The following is a 16,913-nucleotide window of genomic DNA, read 5'->3' on the forward strand; positions in this document are numbered from 1 at the left end:
CACCAGCGAAGACGTCCGGTCGGGCCCACGTCTTGTCTGAGTTTTTCCTCACTAAAAGACGGGTGGAATGGCGGCCGGGTGTGACCTGATCGGCCCATTTCTGTCGGACCCGTACGAGCGCACGATGCACGGGTGACCGAAGACGAGGTCTTCGAGGAGGCCGTCGAGGCGGCGTTGGAAGCGCCTCATGGCGAGCGCGAGGCGTTGCGGGCCGTGCTGCGCGATGCCAAGCCGTGGATCGTCGCTTCCGCGCGTGCGCACCACGACCGCTACGCGAAGCTCAGGGGCGGGAACGTGCGTGCTCGGTCTCTCGCTCGCATCGCGGCGAAACGCCCGTTCCTGTGGCGCTGCGTGCTGCTCGTCGTGGTTCCGGTGACGGATTACGTGCTCTGGTCTCTGCTGTTCAAGTACGGGGTCAACGGCAACCCGGCGCTGCCCGTCGGCCGCAACGCCGCGATCGCCGCCGGGATCGCGGTGCTGGTGCTCGGGGTGTCGTACGTGACCGCGATCGGCCGGACGGTCGCGTGGTTCTGGGGAGTCTTCGGGCTGAGCTGGATCGCCCTCACCGCCCTCCTGGTGAACATCGCCGCGGTGTTCGTGTGGCCCTGGCCCTGGCTGCTCGCCACCGCGCCGCTCGGGCTGGGGGTCATGTGGGGAGCGGGCTTGCTGATCGAGGTCACCGCCGCGCTCCTGCCACCGGCGATGATCGCCGGCAGGACCGCCGCGACGGACCAGGCGCTCAGGGAATGGCGGTCGGCGATGCTGTACGACGGCGTCCTGCCCGCACTGCGCGCCGAGCTGGGCGGTACCCGGATCGTGCCCGGCACCGAGCTGACGTTCGACGACGCCCGGAACCTGCACCGAGGTGGCTCGCTGATCAGCCACCAGCCGGTGCCCGCCGGCAGGGAGCTGGCTGACCTGGTCGACTCCCTCGACGGTGGCAGCTTCGCGCTCGCCGGCCCGCGCGGCTCCGGCAAGACCAATCTGCTGAGGGCCTTCTGCCGGGGCGCCTACCGTCGCCGGGGCCAGGCCGCCGACCTGAGCGTGCTGGTCGCGGCGCCGGTCGACTACGTCCCGCGCGAGTTCGTGCTGCACCTGTACGCGCAGGCCTGCCACGCGGTGCTCGCCCACCTCCGCGAGTCCGCTCCCAAGGTCGTCTGGCGCCGCCGGCACGACGGGCGGGTTCAGCTGGCCAGGGCGGCCCAGCGCGGCCTCCGCGACATCGCGTACGTCCAGACCCTGACCGGCGAGACGAGCGGCAAGTTCGGGTTCCGGGGCGCGGAGCTGGCCTACAAGCGAGCCACCAGCCTGGCGGGCCGTCCGCGGACGTATCCCGAGGTGGTGGACGACTTCCGCACGTTCGTCCGCGACGTGGCCCGCACGCTGGACCCGGTGCGCGTGGTGATCGCGATCGACGAGATCGACCGCATCGGCGCGGGTGAGCCCGCCCGCAGGTTCCTCAACGAGATCAAGGCCGTGTTCGACGTGCCCGGCTGCTACTACCTGATGTCCGTGTCCACCGAGGCCCAGCACGACTTCGAGCTGGCGGGAATGGGGTTGCGCAGCGTCTTCGACAGCTCGTTCGACGAGGTCGTCCGGGTCGACTACCTGGACTTCCAGCTGGCGCGCGGCCTGATCAGCAGGTCCGTGGAGGGGCTGCCGGAGATGTTCGTGGCGCTCGCCTACGTGTTCTCCGGGGGCCTGGCCCGGCAGCTCACCCGCTCGGCCCGCGCGATCGTCCGGCAGCCGCGCGGCACGTCGTTGGCGGCCGTGACCGAGAAGCTCGTCGCCGACGAGCTGGACCGGGTGTGCAAGACGACGAGCGACGCGCTGACGGCGTTGGACGACCGCGACGCTGTGACGAAACTGCTGCGCGTGCTCGCGGATCCCGACCCGGACCTGCACGTCCTGCGCGACCGCGTGCAGGCCGCGTACGCCAAGGAGCACACCGCGATCGGCGACCTCGGGGACCGGGCGGCGGCGCGGATCGCGTTCCTCGCCGTCGTCCGCGACCACTTCACCGACGACCTCGCCGAGGTCGTCCCCGCGCAGGTCGACGCACTCGCGAGAGCGCGTCGCTACGCGGGGAGCAACCCGGCTACCGGCCTGGCCCTGCTCGAAGAATTCAGCTCTGCTTCGACTGCGCGTCCAGCACCAGCGCGACCGCCTCGGTGACCCGAGCCGCGTGCGCCAGGTGCAGCCACTCGTCCGGCACGTGGCAGTTCGAGTCCGGCCCGATCACGCCCGTCACCACGAACTGGGCCTCCGGGTAGGCCTCGTGCAGCAGGCCCATGAACGGGATCGAGCCGCCGAGCGACACGGTCCGCCAGGGCGCGCCGAAGATCTCCTTGCCCGCGTCGTCCAGCACCGCGGACAACCAGGGCGCCAGCTCCGGCGCGTTCCAGCCGTCGGCCGACTCGACCCGGGAGAGCTCCACGGTCGCGTTGTAGGGCACGTCGGTCGTGAGCTTCGCCCGCACCGCCTCCAACGCCGCGGAAGCGGACGCCGTGGGAGGCAACCGGAACGACAGCACCAGCGAGGTGAAGGGCCGCAGCACGTTGCCCGCGTCGTCCGGCAGCGGCAGTCCCTCGGCACCGGTGACGGAGAGGGTCGGCCGCCACCCGGAGTTCAGCGCCAGCTCGACCTCGTCGTCGGACATCGGCTTGAGGTCGCCGACCCGCGGGACCGGGTCCCACAGCGCACCTGGAGCCGCCGCGACGGCGTCCCGGACCTCGGCCAGCCGTCCGGCCGGGATCTCGACGTGCATCTCCGGCACCAGGATCTCGCCGGTCTCCGAGTCCTCGATCCGGTCCAGCAACTGGCGGGCGATCCGGAACGACGAGGGCACGATGCCCGAGGCCATGCCGGAGTGCAGGCCGCCCTCCAGCACCCGCACGGTGGCCGTGACCTGCACCAACCCGCGCAGCGACGTCGTCAGCCACATGCGGTCGTAGTCGGAACCGCCGGAGTCCAGGCAGACGACGAGCGCCACCCGGCCCAGGCGGTCCGAGAGGTGTTCCAGGTAGGCGGGCAGATCGGGCGAACCCGACTCCTCGCCGGTCTCCAGCAGCACGACGCACCGCGAGTGCGACCCGCCGGCCGCGCGCACGGCCTCGATTGCGGCAATTGCGGCATAACCGGAGTAACCGTCGTCGGCCGCGCCACGTCCGTAGAGACGTCCGTCACGCAGCACCGGGGTCCACGGACCGAGCCCTTCACCCCAGCCACCCACCGGGGGCTGCTTGTCCAGGTGTCCGTAGAGCAACACGGTGTCGTCGGAGGAGTTACCGGACGCGGGCACGTCCACGACGAGGAGCGGCGTGCGTCCCGCCAGTTGGACGACGTCGAGCTGCACGCCGGGGATCGACCGTGACTCGATCCAGAGGCGCACGTGCTCGATCGCGGCCGCCAACTCTCCGTGTTCTTCCCAGGCGGGATCGAACGCGGGAGAGATCGCCGGCACGGCGACGAGCTGAGACAGGCTCGGGACGATGTCGTCGTCCCAGAGCGTCCTGACGGTGCTGGTCACAACTGAGCGGTCCACCTCTCGATCCTGTCACGACTCCGCCTCCGCCCGCGTCCGTAGCCTCTTCCCTGAGACCTCGAACGAAGTTAACGATCGGTAACCGGGACAACGATGTCCGTTAGTCGGACGGCCTAGTCGGAGGACAAAAGGTCGAACTTCCGACTGTTGTCGCTGATCAGAACGTTGACTCGTGTGTTACGAAGTGGGACGGGTCTCACCAACTCGGGTGAGGCCGTGTCAGGATGTGGTCGTAAGCCACCGTCACCGTCGACGGCTGCCTCCGGCCCCACAGGGTTGGCGGCGACCGCCGACGTCGCCGCACGAGGTCGTCACGAGCGATCAGGCGGTCGGAGTAGACAGAGGAGAAGGCGCATGTCGTCCCCTGAGCAATGGACGCACCCTGAGCCGGATGCAGCGCCGGCCGCCACTGCCGCGAAACCGACGGCGGAACAGGTGATCGCAGGCTTGCGAGCGACAGACGAGGGCGGCGCCGACCTGGTGCAGCTCCTCACCCCCGAGGGCGAGCGGGTCCAGCACCCGGACTTCGACATCGACATCACGGCGGAGGAGCTGCGCGGTCTGTACCGCGACATGGTCCTGATCCGCCGCGTCGACCGCGAGGCGAACGCGTTGCAGCGCAAGGGCCAGCTCGGCATCTGGGTGCCGCTGCTCGGTCAGGAGGCCGCCCAGATCGGGGCCGGTCGCGCGATGCGTCAGACGGACATGGCGTTCCCGAGCTACCGCGAGCACGGCATCGCGTGGACCCGCGGGATCGACCCGACGGAGCTGCTCGGCATCTTCCGCGGCACGGACCAGGGCACCTGGGACCCGGTCGAGAAGCGCTTCCACCCCTACACGATCGTCATCGGCAACCAGGTCCTCAACGCGGCCGGGTACGCGATGGGCCAGAAGTTCGACGGCAAGGTCGGCGACGACGAGGGAGAAGCCACCATGTGCTTCTTCGGCGACGGCGCGACCAGCCAGGGTGACGTGCACGAGGGCTTCGTGTGGGCCGCGGTCTACGACGCGCCGCTCGTCTTCTTCTGCCAGAACAACCAGTGGGCCATCTCCGAGCCCACCGAACGCCAGTCGCGCCTGCCGCTCTACCAGCGCGCGCGTGGCTACGGCTTCCCCGGCATCCGCGTCGACGGCAACGACGTCCTCGCGACGCTCGCCGTGACGAAGTGGGCGCTGGACGAGTGCCGCCACGGCAACGGCCCGATCCTCATCGAGGCGTTCACCTACCGGATGGACGCGCACACCACCTCCGACGACCCGACGCGCTACCGGCTGTCGGACGAGCTCGAGATGTGGAAGCTCAAGGACCCGATCGAGCGCGTGAAGGTCTACCTGGTCCGCCAGCAGTGGGCCGACCACGAGTTCTTCGAGAGCGTCGAAGCTGACGCCGACAAGCTGGGCGAGGAACTGCGGGAGTTCTGCACGAACATGCCCGACCCGCCCGCTGAACGGATCTTCAGCAACGTCTACGCCGAGGGCAGCCCCGTCCTCGACGCGCAGCGCGACGAATTCCTCGACTACGTCTCGGGTTTTGCTGGAGGTGAGCACTGATGGCTGCTCCGACCATGGACCGTTCCACAGCGGCCGCCGCGGCTTCGCCCGTGCAGACGCTCACGATCTCCAAGGCCCTGAACATGGGCCTGCGGGCGTCGATGGAAGCCAACCCCAAGGTCATCATGATGGGCGAGGACATCGGCAAGCTCGGTGGCGTCTTCCGCATCACCGACGGCCTGCAGAAGGACTTCGGTGAGCAGCGCGTGCTCGACACGCCGCTCGCGGAGTCCGGCATCATCGGCACCGCCGTCGGCCTCGCGATCCGCGGCTACCGCCCGGTGTGCGAGATCCAGTTCGACGGCTTCATCTTCCCCGGCTTCGACCAGATCGTGTCGCAGGTCGCGAAGCTGCACTACCGCACCCAGGGCAAGAACAAGCTGCCCATGGTGATCCGCGTGCCGTTCGGCGGCGGCATCGGTGCGGTCGAGCACCACTCGGAGTCCCCGGAGTCGTACTTCGCGCACACCGCCGGCCTCAAGGTCGTCTCGTGCTCGAACCCGGCCGACGCGTACTGGATGATCCAGCAGGCGATCGACTGCGACGACCCGGTGCTGTTCTTCGAGCCGAAGCGCCGTTACTACGAGAAGGGCGAGGTCGACACCACCGCCACGCCCGGCAAGCTCTTCGAGTCGCGCGTGCTGCGTTCCGGCACCGACGCGACGTTGGTGGCGTACGGCCCGATGGTCCGCACGTCGCTGGACGCCGCCGCGGCCGCAGCGGAGGACGGCACGTCGCTGGAGGTCATCGACCTCCGCACGCTGTCGCCGCTCGACCTCGCGCCGGTCTACGACTCGGTGCGCCGCACCGGCCGTCTGATCGTCGTGTCCGAGGCGCCGTCCGAGGCCTCGATCAGCAGCGAGATTGCAGCGAAGGTCCAGCAGGAGTGCTTCTACTCCTTGCAGGCACCGGTGCTGCGGGTGACCGGTTTCGACACCCCGTACCCGCCGTCGAAGCTCGAGGAGGAGTTTCTCCCCGACCTCGACCGGGTGCTGCACGCCGTCGACCGCTCTCTCGCCTGGTAAGGGGACAACCGGAAATGCCGCAGTACAAGCAATTCCCCTTGCCCGACACGGCAGAGGGGCTGACCGAGGCCGACATCCTCACCTGGCACGTCAAGCCGGGCGACACCGTCACGGTCAACCAGATCATCGTCGAGATCGAGACGGCCAAGGCCGCCGTCGAACTGCCGTGCCCGTGGGCAGGCGTCGTGACGGAACTGCTGGCCGAGCCGGGCCAGACCGTCGAGGTGGGTGTCCCGATCATCACGATCGACACCGACCCCGGCGGCGCGGCCGCACCCGTTGCTGCTGCTCCCGTTGCGGCAGAGGCGAACGGCACCTCGTCCGGCAAGATCGGCGAGGAGATGCCGGGCGGACGCATCGCGACGCTCGTCGGCTACGGCCCGAAGTCCGGTGCCGCGAAGCGCCGTGCCCGCAAGGACTCCGCGCCCGCCGCTGCTCCGGCCGCGGCCGTCGTGGCACCGCCCGCTCCGGTCGCTGCCCCCGCTCCCGTGGTGGTCGCTGCTCCGGTGCAGGCGCCTGGTGGCTACGTCCCGCTGGCCAAGCCGCCGGTCCGCAAGCTGGCCAAGGACCTCGGCGTCGACCTGCACGCCCTGACGGGTTCCGGCCCCGGCGGCGTGATCACCCGCGAGGACGTGGAAACGGCCGTCTCGGCCCCGACCGCTCCCGCTGTTGTGTCCTCTGTGGACAACGGCACGCGCGAACGCCGGGTGCCCATCAAGGGCGTCCGCAAGGCCACCGCACAGGCGATGGTGGACAGCGCGTTCACCGCACCGCACGTCACCGAGTTCCTCACGGTAGACGTCACCCCGATGATGGAACTGCGCGCGCGCCTCAAGAACGCGCCGGAGTTCCGCGGCGTGAAGCTGACCCCGCTGGCGTTCTGCGCCAAGGCGGTCATCCTCGCGGCCCGCCGCACCCCGGACGTCAACGCCACCTGGGACGCCGCCGCCAACGAGATCGTCTACAAGGACTACGTCCACCTGGGCATCGCGGCAGCCACGCCGCGCGGCCTGGTGGTCCCGAAGGTCCGCGACGCAGACCGCATGTCCCTGAAGGAACTCGCGGTCGCACTGGACGAACTCGCCACGGTCGCCCGCGACGGCAAGACGTCACCGGCCGACATGATGAACGGCACCATCACGATCACCAACGTCGGCGTCTTCGGCGTCGACACCGGCACGCCGATCCTCAACCCGGGCGAGTCCGCGATCCTCGCGCTGGGCGCGATCCGCGACATGCCGTGGGTGGTCGACGGCGAGATCAAGGTCCGCAAGATCTGCCAGCTCGCGCTGTCGTTCGACCACCGCGTGGTGGACGGCCAGCAGGGTTCGCAGTTCCTGGCCGACGTCGGCGCGTTGCTGGCCGAGCCGGGCATCGCGATGACCTACTGAGTTCGGTCGCGAACAGGCCCCCGTCGCTTCGGCACGGGGGCCTTTCGCGTTTTTGCAGTTCAAACAGGTGGGTGTGATGGTTTCCGCAGATGTGAAATCGTTGTTGACGTGATGGAAACGACTTCAGATCCTCCTGTGGCAGAACTGCGCGACCTCGCGAATGACGGTGGGAAATACGCCACCCGAAGCCGAGAGGGCCCTAACCTTCATGAACACCGGTATTCACTGGGCACGCCAGATTGTTCTGGACGACCCGACTGACAAGAGCCTGCTGCAGTACCTCGCTGAAAACGCCGTCGACGGAGTCATGACGGTATCCATCGCACAGCTCGCGAGTGCCCTTGGACGGCACAAGCGCACGGTAACGCGCGCGGCTGCAAACCTCGAAGAGGCGAATCTTCTGCGGCGTGAGCGGAACTGGCGGCAGGACGGTCGTCAGGCGCCCAACACGTATGTGTTGACTCTCAACGTCAGCAGGATTGATCTAGCCAGCTGAAGCGACTGTCGGAAGGTCCCCCGCAGCCCAGGTGCGGCGACCTTCCGCTGTTCAACCACACGTTCGACCACCGCGTGGTGGACGGCCAGCAGGGTTCGCAGTTCCTGGCCGACGTCGGCGCGTTGCTGGCCGAGCCGGGCATCGCGATGACCTACTGAGCTACGTGCTCTGCGGGGGTCCCTCGTTCGCGTGAAGCGGGCGGGGGACCCCTCGTCGTTTCCCACACCTCGTCTGACGTCGTGAAACGCTGCCGGACATGATCGAGACGAGTGGTGAGTACTTCGCCGGCTGGGGCACCCTGACGTTGATCAACGCCGGACTGGCGCAGGCCAAGGGCCGCAGCGGCCTCGCCTGGTTCCTGCTGTCCCTGCTCCTCGGCCCGATCGCCACGTTCCTGATCGTCGTGATGAACCCGCCGCAGCCGAGGGTTTGACTCTCCCCCTACTGGAGACTGCACAGTTCTCTCGTGACGCGCTACCAGATCGGTGAGCTGGCCAGGATGACCGGACTCACCGTCCGCACCATCAGGTTCTACTCCGACTCGGGCCTCATTCCGCCCGCGGACAGGACCACCGGTGGCTACCGCACCTACGACGTGGACGCCGTGGCGCGGCTGAAGCTGGTCCGCACGCTCAGAGACCTGGGCGTGGACCTGCCGACGGCCGGTCGCGTGCTGGCGCGTGAGGTGTCGGTGACGGACGTGGCGCGGGCACACGCGGACGCGATCGACGCGCAGATGAGGACGTTGCGGCTCAGGCGAGCCGTGCTGCGTGCCGTCGCCAAGGGAGGGGAGATGGAACTGATGAACGAACTGGCTCGGATGTCGGACGAGGAGCGCCAGCGCATCCTCGACGACTTCTTCGAGGAGGTGTTCGGGCCGTACGAGCTGGATCCGCAGTTCGAGCAGCACATGCGGTCCGTGCGCGTCGAGCTGCCGGACGACCCGTCGACCGAGCAGTTGGAGGCGTGGGTCGAGCTCGCGAAGCTCGTGCAGGACCCGGACTTCCGCGCGGCCGTCAAGCGGATGTCGCAGCAGCACGAGGAACAGCGCCGCGACGGCAAGGACATGAGCCCGCCCGGGGACAACCAGATGGAGGCGTTCAACTTCGCCATCGCCCAGGCCCGGGAGGCGCTCGACGCCGGTATCGCGCCGGAGTCCGCCGAAGCACAGGCCGTCGTGGCCCGCGTCAACGCCAACTGGGCGGAAGCGCTGGGCCTGCCGAACGACGAGACCCTCGTTGCCAAGCTGCGCGAACTCTCCGACTTCGCCGACCCGCGCGCCGAGCGCTACTGGGTGCTGATCGCGAAGGTCAACGGCTGGCCCGCCATGCCCGACCACTCGCGGGAACGCGCCTGGCTGCGCGAAGCCGGCCAACCGTTCGGCTAAACCTTCACGGCACTGCGGGAACCAGCTGGGCGCCCAGCTCGTTTCCGTGGCAACGAAGGGGGTTCGTCATGTCCGCACTGTTCGAGATCTTCGGTGCCGTCCTCGGCGAGACGTTCGGCCAGACCGAGGAGGACCGTTCGCGCGGCGACGGCGACGTCCTGATCGACGGCGAGTGGCAAGAGGGCGAACTGTTCTTCGGCCCCACCAAAATCATCTGGGACGAACGCATCGTCTTCAGCGACGCCGAAGGCCGCGTGGAACAGATCGTCGACCAGGACCCACCACACCCGAACTTCGTGGTGCTCCGCTTCCGCCGCCCGCACGACGTGGTCCACCTGGCCGTGCACCACCGCGAACTCAAGCGAGTGGGCGCAATCCTGACCCTGCCGCTCTGAGAGTCACCGCAGCCCTTTCACGACGTTCCGCAGCTCAGCTTCCTTGCGGTACAACGTGGGCACCGCCTTGGTGACCTTGGCCAACAACACCGTCTGCTCCACAGGAGCCACCGCGTCCCAGGTCAACCCGCCGGGCTTCGCCAACTGCTCCACCAACCCGATGGCGCTTTTCGCCGTGTCCGCGGCCACCGTCAACTCGGTCTTGCCGGCCCGCAACGACTGAGCCTCGACCACAGCCGCGGCATCAGTGATCGCCTTGACCCGCCCAGGCAACGTGCAGGGCACATCAGGCGAGTGCAACCCCTTCTGCTGCTCCACAGCAGAGTTGTTGGCCCGCTTCACCGCATCCAAGAACCGAGTGCCCTCAGCCGTGGGCACAGCCAGCCCTTCGCCGACCAACGCGGCGTTGACCAGACCGTCCTGTGTGGACAGCGCGGCGACCGCCCCGTCCCACTTCACCGTCACCGCGGCGCCTTCGGGCAACAACTCGCCGAGCACCCGCCTCGACTCCGCGTACAGACACTCGTCCGCAGCAGGCGCGGCAACGTTCGCAAGCCGCACGCTCACAACGCGATCGCCCTCGCGCACCTCAACAGTCCCGGCGTCGACCACCCGAACCACCCGGCTGACCACTGGTTCAGGCTCAGGCTGGTCCACGAGCACCACGACACAGGCGCTGCCCGCGGCCCCGACCAGGACCGCGGCGGCCATCAACACATCCGGGAGCACCATCACGATCCCCCTAACGCCGATCTACTGGGCTGATCGGCGCAACGGAGCAGGGTGTTACTCCGCGCGTCCGGAGCATCACCAAACGCGACTCGAACGCATTGGGCCAAAAGACTGACCGCGCGAACTTCACTGATACGGATCAGCCGCCCCCGGCGATAGGCACGACGTTTGGGTCGTTCCGACCCAGGAGGCCGGGGAGTCGGATGGATCTCTACACAGCGATGAGTCTCGGCGCGGCAGGCGGCGCTCTCGTGGAGGTCATCGCCGTGTTCGCCCGTCTCAACGCCTGGCAGGACGAGCGCCAGCAGAAACGGCAGCGCGGCAACACGAAACTCCCGCCGCTGAGCCGGTTCGTCGACCTGCCGGTACTGGCCGCGGTGGCGACCACGCGCATCCTGCTCGGCGCCGCCGCTGCGGGCGTCTTCCACGACCAGTTGGTCGGCGTGGCCGCGACGATCGCCGTCGGTGCCTCCGGACCGGCGGTCCTCCAACAACTCGGCACCTTCAAGAACGCACGCCAGGCGATCCAGGCCGACGAGGCGGCGGCGAAGTGAAAACCGCCTACCGCACCCGCTGCTGGGCCGACCTCACCGCACGACGCCCAGACCGTTCCCCGGTCGAGGGGTCGTTCGGCCGCCGCTACCTGGCCGCCCTGCTCGGCACCCCGACCCTGGCGCCACCCGTCGAGCAGACCCAACCCGCGAGGCAGCGGTCCTTCTTCGGCCCCCTGCTCGCGGCAGCGTCGATCGTCGCCGTGGTGACGTTGGCGGTGTGGGTCGTCACCCCAGGCCCACCGAGCCTGAACACGGTCGCGGTGGAGTCCGTCGAGGTGCACACCAGCAGGATCGTCATCGCCCTGGACGAGTCGGCGAGCATGACACCGGAAGACCTGGCGCACGAACGCCAAGCGGCCGAGTTCGTGGTGCGGTCCCAGCTCTCCCCGCGATCATCGGTGGCGGTGCTGGGATTCTCCGACGACGCGCAGGTCCTGTGCCCGATGAGGACACTCGCCGGCAAGGCGGAGCGCGACGCGATGTCCGACTGCATCAAGAACCTGGAGAACCGTCGCCCCAACGGCGGCACCAACCACGTCGCCGCGATGAGGGAGGCGCTCAGCCAGTTCGTCGGCACGGAACCAGGCGACCGGCGAATGATCTTCCTGCTCACCGACGGCAGGCTCGACGTCGACACCGACCCGGAGGCAGACCGGGCGTTGAAGGAGGAAACCTCCAAAGCGCGCAACGGGAACGTGCAGATCTGGCCGATCGGCTTCGGCCCCGAGGTGGACAGGGAGGCCCTTTCGGAGCTTGCCGCCGGTGGCTACCCCGGCTCGTGCGACGACGTCCTCCGGCGGCCGGGGGCGCTCACCGTGTGGACCTCGGCTGGTCTCATCGCAGGGTTGGCGCAGTCAACCGCCGATGCCCAATGCGCCGGTGTCGCATCGGTCCAGAACTTGCAGGACAGGGACGTCCAGTTCACGGTGAGGGTGCCAGAGGGGGCGAAGGCAGCCGCGATCGTCTTGTTGAAGGACGCTGCCGACGTGAACGTGCGGCTGTTCGACTCGGAAAACCGGCCGGTACCGAAGTCGGGCCGGTTCGGTGAGATCACCGTGGAAACCGATGGTGAGCGGGACCTGGTCGAGGTGATCCGGCTGACCGGAGAGAATCCGGGAGGGTGGCGGGTCATCGTGGACTCGCCAGGGCGAGCGGTCACGGTCTTCGCCACCTGGGCGTCGTGACCGCCTGCCTCACCGAGTCAGCTCACTTGATCTGCATCCCGGAGATCATCCGCGACACCACGAGCCGCTGAATCTCCGAAGTCCCCTCGAAGATCGTAAAAATCTTGGCGTCCCGATGCATCCGCTCCACGGGGTGATCCCGCGTGTACCCAGCCCCACCCAAGATGTGGATGGCCCGCTCGGTAGCCCAAACCGACACCTCAGAAGCCTTGAGCTTCGACATCGACCCCTCACCAGCGGTGAACGGCACGTTGTTGCGCCCCATCCAAGCCGCTCGCCACACCAACAACCGCGAAGCGTCGATCTCCATCCGCATGTTGGCCAGGTCGAAGGCGATCGACTGGTTCTCGATGATCTTGCGCCCGAACGCCTCACGATCCTTCGCGTACTCCAACGCGTAGTCGTAAGCAGCCCGCGCCACACCAACGGCCATCGCCCCGACGGTAGGACGAGTCGTCTCAAACGTGGCCATGGCAGCCTGCCCGCCGGCCTTCAGCCCTTCACGGGCACGAGCGAGCCGAGCCTCCAGCCGCTCCCGCCCACCCAGCACACACCGGCCAGGCACCCGAACGTCGTCGAGGAACACATCGGCCGTGTGCGACGCACGCATTCCGTGCTTCTTGATCTTTCCAGGCGACGACAACCCAGGAGTACCAGGCGGAACGATGAACCCGGCCTGCCCGCGAGACCCCAGAGCAGGATCAACGACGGCGGTCACCACGTGCACGTTCGCGATACCGCCGTTGGTCGCCCAGGCCTTCTGCCCGTTCAACACCCACTCATCAGTCGCGGAGTCGTACCGAGCCCGCGTCCGGTACCCGGCGACATCGGAACCCGCCTGCGGTTCGGAAGCACAAAAAGCCGCCAGCTTCGGGTCCGACTCGTCGCCGAAGCACTCCGGCACCCACTCGGCGAGCTGCTCCGGCTCACCTCCGGCGAAGATGCCCGCGACGGCCAGACCGGTGCCCATCAGAGAAAGAGCAATCCCCGCGTCACCCCAGAAGAGCTCCTCGGTGGCGATGGGCAGGGACAACCCGATCGGGTCGGCGAACCAGGTCGCGAGGGCCTCGAAGCCGTAGAGGCCGATCTTCGCCGCCTCCTGGATGACCGGCCACGGCGTTTCCTCGCGCTCGTCCCACTCGGAGGCCGCCGGCCTGATCACGTCACGAGCGAAGCCGTGCACCCAGTCGCGCAGGTCGGTCTGGTCTTCGTTCAGTTCGAGCGAGAAGCCACCCACAGCGCAGAACCCTTCTCCGTCAGGCCTTCGGGATGTTGAACAGGCTCATGAAACCGGCCGCGAAGCCCAGGTCGCCCTTCACCTTCAGCTTGCCCGTCATGAACAGCACGGGGGCGGAGGCGTTGCCGGTCGCGAGCTTCAGGAAGTCTGCGGGCGTGAGCGTCACGATGGCACGTGCCTCGCGCGTCACGCCCTTGTTGATCACACACGTGGCGTCTTCGATGATGGCCTCGTAGACGTCTTCCAGCACGTGGAAGTGCACGACGGCGCGAGTGGCGCCTGCTCGGTCCGTGCGGAAGTGGACCTCCATGCGGCGGAACACCTCGTCCAGCACCCGCACGCGCAGAGAAGCGTCCGCCACCACGGCCTCGATCTGGTCCTTCGAGGCGCGCGAGATGATGCGGGCGAAGTTGGACGGGTCCATCTTCGACAGGTCGAGGTCGGCGCCGCCGTCGGCCAGCGCGCCCAGGGCGTTCAGCAACGCGGCGAAGTCGTCGCGGCCCAGCTTCTTCGGGTCGATGCCGCGGGCGATGACGTCGATGTTCACGTCCTTCAGCGCCGGGTCGTCCGGTGAGATCTGCTGCAACGTGCTGATCAGCTCGGCCGGGCTGAGCTTCGCGATCGCCTCGGTGGTGAGGTCGACGGTCATGCGGAACACCTCCTGGTACCTACTCGCGAGTAAGACTACTGGCCAGTAGATTGACCGGCAAGCCGATCGGATAATCTTGCTGCTCCGAACCGAGGGGTAGTGATGCGCACAGAAGGTCGAGCCAAGCGCTTGCCACGCGCCGTGCGTGAGCGGCAGATCATGGACGCCGCCGTCGACGTGTTCTCGCGGCTCGGCTTCCACTCGGCCTCGATGGACGAGATCTCCGACGTCGCGGGCATCTCCAAGCCGATGCTCTACGCCTACCTGGGCTCGAAGGAAGAGCTGTTCGCGACGTGCATCCGGCGGGAGGCCACCCGCATGATGGAGGCCATCGCGACGGGCGTCGAGCCCGACCAGGAACCCGACGTGCAGCTGTGGAGCGGCCTGCGCGCGTTCTTCGGGTTCGTCGGGGAGAACCGGGCGAGCTGGCAGGTGCTGCACCGGCAGGCGTCGGCCCAGGGCGGTCCGTTCGCGGTCGAGCTCACGGACATGCGCGGCCGGGCCGTGTCGCTGGTCGCGGCGCTGCTCACGCAGTCCACGAAGGCGCCCGCGACCAAGCTGGAGGCCGAGTCGCTGGCCGCCGCGCTGGTCGGGGCCGGCGAGTCGCTCGCGGACTGGTGGCTCGACCACCCCGAGGAACCCGCCGGCGTCGTCGCGGCCCGCCTCATGAACCTCGTCTGGATGGGCTTCGGCAACCTCGTCGACGGGAACGTCTGGCACCCGCCGTCACGACGTTGAGCCGACCAGGTGGGGCCCCTTGCCCCACACGGCGAACTCCCAGCCCTCAGCGCCCTCGAAAGCCGAGAACTCGACGCGACCGGGGATGAACAGCGGTTTCTTGAACCGGACGTCGACCGTCACGGCCTCGGGCAGCCGTCCCTCCAGCGCGGCGAGACAGCGGGCCTTCGTCCACATGCCGTGCGCGATGGCCCGCTGGAAGCCGAAGACCTTGGCGCCCAACGGGTGCAGGTGGATCGGGTTGCGGTCGCCGGACGCCGCGCCGTAGCGCCGCCCGATGTCCGCGGGCACCTTCCACACCGCGGACGCGGCTGGCCGTTCGAGCTCCTCGCCCGAGCCGCCGGCGCCGCCCGAACGCCGCAGATAGGTCGAAACCCCTTCCCACACACCGGAAACCGACGTCACGACGTCGACCTGCGTGCCCTGCGGATGGGGTCGCAGGTCGCGCGCGGACACCGTGATCTCCAGCTGCTCGTCCAACGTCAACGGCCGCGACTGCGTGATCCGGTTCGCCACGTGCACCAGGCCGGGCAACGGAAACGGGAACCCGGCCCCGGACATCAGCTTCATCTGCAACGGGAAGCCCAGCACGTGCGGGTACGTCAACGGCAACGCGTCGCGCAACCCGAACCCGCACACCGCGTTGTAGGCCGTCAGGTGCTTCAACGAAACGTCGAGAACAGCCGAAACCGGCTGGGCAGCAAGCGTTTCCCCACGCCGGAACGACGTGAGGGCGGCACGCAGCAACATCACGCCCCCAACAGCATCTGGCCGCAGACGCGCACGACGTTGCCGTTCACGCCACCGGAACCAGGCGACGCGAACCACGCCACCGTCTCCGCCACGTCGGACGGCAACCCGCCTTGCGACAGGCTGTTCATCCGTCGCCCGACCTCGCGCGTCGCGAACGGCACCGCCGCGGTCATCTTCGTCTCGATGAAACCGGGCGCCACGGCGTTGATCGTGGCCCCGCGCGCCGCGAGAACGGGCGCGAGCGTCTGCACCATCCCGATCACGCCCGCCTTCGACGTGGCGTAGTTGGTCTGGCCGACGTTGCCCGCGATGCCCGCGATCGACGACACCCCGACGATCCGGCCGCCCTCGCGCAGCACGCCCCCGTGGATCACCGCGTCGTTGACCCGTTCCTGGCAGGCGAGGTTGACCTCCAGCACCGCGTCCCACTTCGCGGAGTCCATGCGCGCCAACGTCTTGTCGCGCGTGATGCCCGCGTTGTGCACGACGACGTCGACGCCGCCGTGTCGTTCCAGCAGGTACGAGGTCAGCCGGGCGGGGTCGCCGGTGATGTCGAGCTGCAACGCCGAACCGCCGACGGCGTTCGCGACCTTCGACAGCTCGTCACCGGCGGCGGGGACGTCGAGGCACACCACGTGCGCGCCGTCGCGGGCCAGCGTTGCCGCGATCGCCTCACCGATGCCCCGCGACGCGCCCGTGACCAGCGCGACCTTGCCCGTCAGCGTGGCCGAAGAGGCGTTGCCGGTGACGTGGACGACCTGTCCCGACACGTACGCGGACCGTCCGGACAGGAAGAACCGCAGCGTCGACTCGACCCCGTCCTCGGCGCCGTCCGCCACGTACACGAGGTTCGCCGTGCCGCCGCGGCGCAGCTCCTTGCCGACCGACCGCACGAACCCTTCGAGCGCTCGCTGCGCCACCGAGTCCGGCGACCGCCCGATGACGATCACCCGCCCGCACGGCCCGAGCTGCGTGATGGTGGGGTGGAAGAACTCGTGCAGCTGCTTCAGCTCGCCCACCGTCCTGATCTCCGACGCGTCGAACACGAGCGCGCCGTAGGGGGCTGTGCCGGTTTCGAGCTGCTTCAGGAAGGGCAGCCTGGTAGCACCTCCGACCAGCACCGATGTGGCCAAAGCGGCGTCGCGGCGCAGCGGGTGGGGGTTCGGCAGGCCGAGCCTGCGAACGAGCTGGCGGCCCAGCCCCGACGTTGCGAACTTCTGGTACCTGTCCACGTCGGACAACCTACTCGCTAGTAAGTCTACCCGCTAGTAGGTACT

17 protein-coding genes and 1 pseudogene are annotated in these 16,913 nt (G+C 68.5%); 12 read left to right on the forward strand and 6 right to left on the reverse strand.

Annotated features, from left to right (window positions below; genetic code table 11):
- Window positions 1-132 precede the first annotated feature (132 nt).
- Entirely contained in the window at window positions 133-2,175 is a 2,043-nt protein-coding gene (locus JNUCC0626_RS34150) for a hypothetical protein (RefSeq protein WP_394614857.1), read from the forward strand.
- On the opposite strand, the gene JNUCC0626_RS34155 is transcribed toward JNUCC0626_RS34150, so the two are convergent.
- Window positions 2,126-3,544 (reverse strand): M20/M25/M40 family metallo-hydrolase, encoded by a 1,419-nt coding sequence (locus JNUCC0626_RS34155; RefSeq protein WP_394614858.1) that lies wholly within the window; start codon window positions 3,542-3,544, stop codon window positions 2,126-2,128. The two genes, JNUCC0626_RS34150 and JNUCC0626_RS34155, sit on opposite strands and share 50 nt — an antisense overlap.
- 354 nt (window positions 3,545-3,898) lie before the next feature.
- Between JNUCC0626_RS34155 and pdhA the strand changes: the two genes are divergently transcribed.
- The 8 genes and pseudogenes from pdhA (at window position 3,899) to JNUCC0626_RS34195 (ending at window position 9,789) form a co-directional block, all read left to right on the forward strand.
- Window positions 3,899-5,095 carry a pyruvate dehydrogenase (acetyl-transferring) E1 component subunit alpha gene (gene pdhA / locus JNUCC0626_RS34160; protein WP_394614859.1) on the forward strand — a complete coding sequence of 399 codons (1,197 nt, stop codon included), beginning with the start codon at window positions 3,899-3,901 and terminating at the stop codon, window positions 5,093-5,095.
- Complete coding sequence (locus tag JNUCC0626_RS34165; protein WP_394614860.1) at window positions 5,095-6,120, forward strand: alpha-ketoacid dehydrogenase subunit beta; 1,026 nt, start codon at window positions 5,095-5,097, stop codon at window positions 6,118-6,120. The genes pdhA and JNUCC0626_RS34165 overlap by 1 nt, the downstream gene beginning before the upstream one ends.
- A 14-nt stretch (window positions 6,121-6,134) precedes the next feature.
- On the forward strand, window positions 6,135-7,511 hold the full coding sequence (locus JNUCC0626_RS34170) for a dihydrolipoamide acetyltransferase family protein (protein ID WP_394614861.1): 1,377 nt from the start codon (window positions 6,135-6,137) through the stop codon (window positions 7,509-7,511).
- A gap of 208 nt (window positions 7,512-7,719) precedes the next feature.
- Window positions 7,720-8,007 (forward strand): helix-turn-helix transcriptional regulator, encoded by a 288-nt coding sequence (locus JNUCC0626_RS34175; protein WP_394614862.1) that lies wholly within the window; start codon window positions 7,720-7,722, stop codon window positions 8,005-8,007.
- Between the two features lie 59 nt (window positions 8,008-8,066).
- A pseudogene (locus JNUCC0626_RS34180) lies at window positions 8,067-8,165 on the forward strand (2-oxo acid dehydrogenase subunit E2); the annotation flags it as partial.
- Window positions 8,166-8,263: 98 nt separating this feature from the next.
- Window positions 8,264-8,440, forward strand: a complete 177-nt coding sequence (locus JNUCC0626_RS34185; protein WP_394614863.1) for a hypothetical protein — start codon at window positions 8,264-8,266, stop codon at window positions 8,438-8,440.
- 33 nt (window positions 8,441-8,473) lie between these two features.
- Complete coding sequence (locus JNUCC0626_RS34190; RefSeq protein WP_394614864.1) at window positions 8,474-9,394, forward strand: MerR family transcriptional regulator; 921 nt, start codon at window positions 8,474-8,476, stop codon at window positions 9,392-9,394.
- 68 nt (window positions 9,395-9,462) lie between these two features.
- A complete protein-coding gene (locus JNUCC0626_RS34195) occupies window positions 9,463-9,789 on the forward strand; it encodes a hypothetical protein (RefSeq protein WP_394614865.1) in 327 nt (108 codons plus the stop codon).
- A 3-nt stretch (window positions 9,790-9,792) separates the two neighbouring features.
- On the opposite strand, the gene JNUCC0626_RS34200 is transcribed toward JNUCC0626_RS34195, so the two are convergent.
- Entirely contained in the window at window positions 9,793-10,521 is a 729-nt protein-coding gene (locus JNUCC0626_RS34200; RefSeq protein ID WP_394614866.1) for a thermonuclease family protein, read from the reverse strand.
- 203 nt (window positions 10,522-10,724) lie between these two features.
- Here JNUCC0626_RS34200 and JNUCC0626_RS34205 point away from each other — a divergent pair, with 203 nt between their 5' ends.
- Together JNUCC0626_RS34205 and JNUCC0626_RS34210 are read left to right on the forward strand one after the other, a co-directional pair.
- Window positions 10,725-11,075, forward strand: coding sequence for a hypothetical protein (locus JNUCC0626_RS34205; RefSeq protein WP_394614867.1), 351 nt, complete (start codon window positions 10,725-10,727; stop codon window positions 11,073-11,075).
- On the forward strand, window positions 11,072-12,259 hold the full coding sequence (locus JNUCC0626_RS34210) for a vWA domain-containing protein (protein WP_394614868.1): 1,188 nt from the start codon (window positions 11,072-11,074) through the stop codon (window positions 12,257-12,259). Before JNUCC0626_RS34205 ends, JNUCC0626_RS34210 begins: the two co-directional genes overlap by 4 nt.
- 22 nt (window positions 12,260-12,281) lie before the next feature.
- Here JNUCC0626_RS34210 and JNUCC0626_RS34215 read toward each other — a convergent pair whose 3' ends face one another.
- Together JNUCC0626_RS34215 and JNUCC0626_RS34220 are read right to left on the reverse strand one after the other, a co-directional pair.
- Complete coding sequence (locus JNUCC0626_RS34215) at window positions 12,282-13,496, reverse strand: acyl-CoA dehydrogenase family protein (RefSeq protein WP_394614869.1); 1,215 nt, start codon at window positions 13,494-13,496, stop codon at window positions 12,282-12,284.
- 19 nt (window positions 13,497-13,515) lie between these two features.
- Window positions 13,516-14,145 (reverse strand): SCP2 sterol-binding domain-containing protein, encoded by a 630-nt coding sequence (locus JNUCC0626_RS34220; RefSeq protein WP_394614870.1) that lies wholly within the window; start codon window positions 14,143-14,145, stop codon window positions 13,516-13,518.
- A 102-nt stretch (window positions 14,146-14,247) separates the two neighbouring features.
- On the opposite strand from JNUCC0626_RS34220, the gene JNUCC0626_RS34225 reads away from it, so the two are divergent.
- Window positions 14,248-14,883: a TetR/AcrR family transcriptional regulator gene (locus tag JNUCC0626_RS34225; protein ID WP_394614871.1), complete on the forward strand. Its 636-nt coding sequence runs from the start codon at window positions 14,248-14,250 to the stop codon at window positions 14,881-14,883.
- Here JNUCC0626_RS34225 and JNUCC0626_RS34230 read toward each other — a convergent pair.
- A complete protein-coding gene (locus JNUCC0626_RS34230) occupies window positions 14,872-15,633 on the reverse strand; it encodes a MaoC family dehydratase (RefSeq protein WP_394622160.1) in 762 nt (253 codons plus the stop codon). The two genes, JNUCC0626_RS34225 and JNUCC0626_RS34230, sit on opposite strands and share 12 nt — an antisense overlap.
- Complete coding sequence (locus tag JNUCC0626_RS34235) at window positions 15,633-16,868, reverse strand: 3-oxoacyl-ACP reductase (RefSeq protein WP_394614872.1); 1,236 nt, start codon at window positions 16,866-16,868, stop codon at window positions 15,633-15,635. Before JNUCC0626_RS34235 ends, JNUCC0626_RS34230 begins: the two co-directional genes overlap by 1 nt.
- Window positions 16,869-16,913: the final 45 nt, after the last annotated feature.

The organism is Lentzea sp. JNUCC 0626, assembly GCF_043632865.1.
In the GTDB taxonomy this organism is placed as follows: domain Bacteria; phylum Actinomycetota; class Actinomycetes; order Mycobacteriales; family Pseudonocardiaceae; genus Lentzea.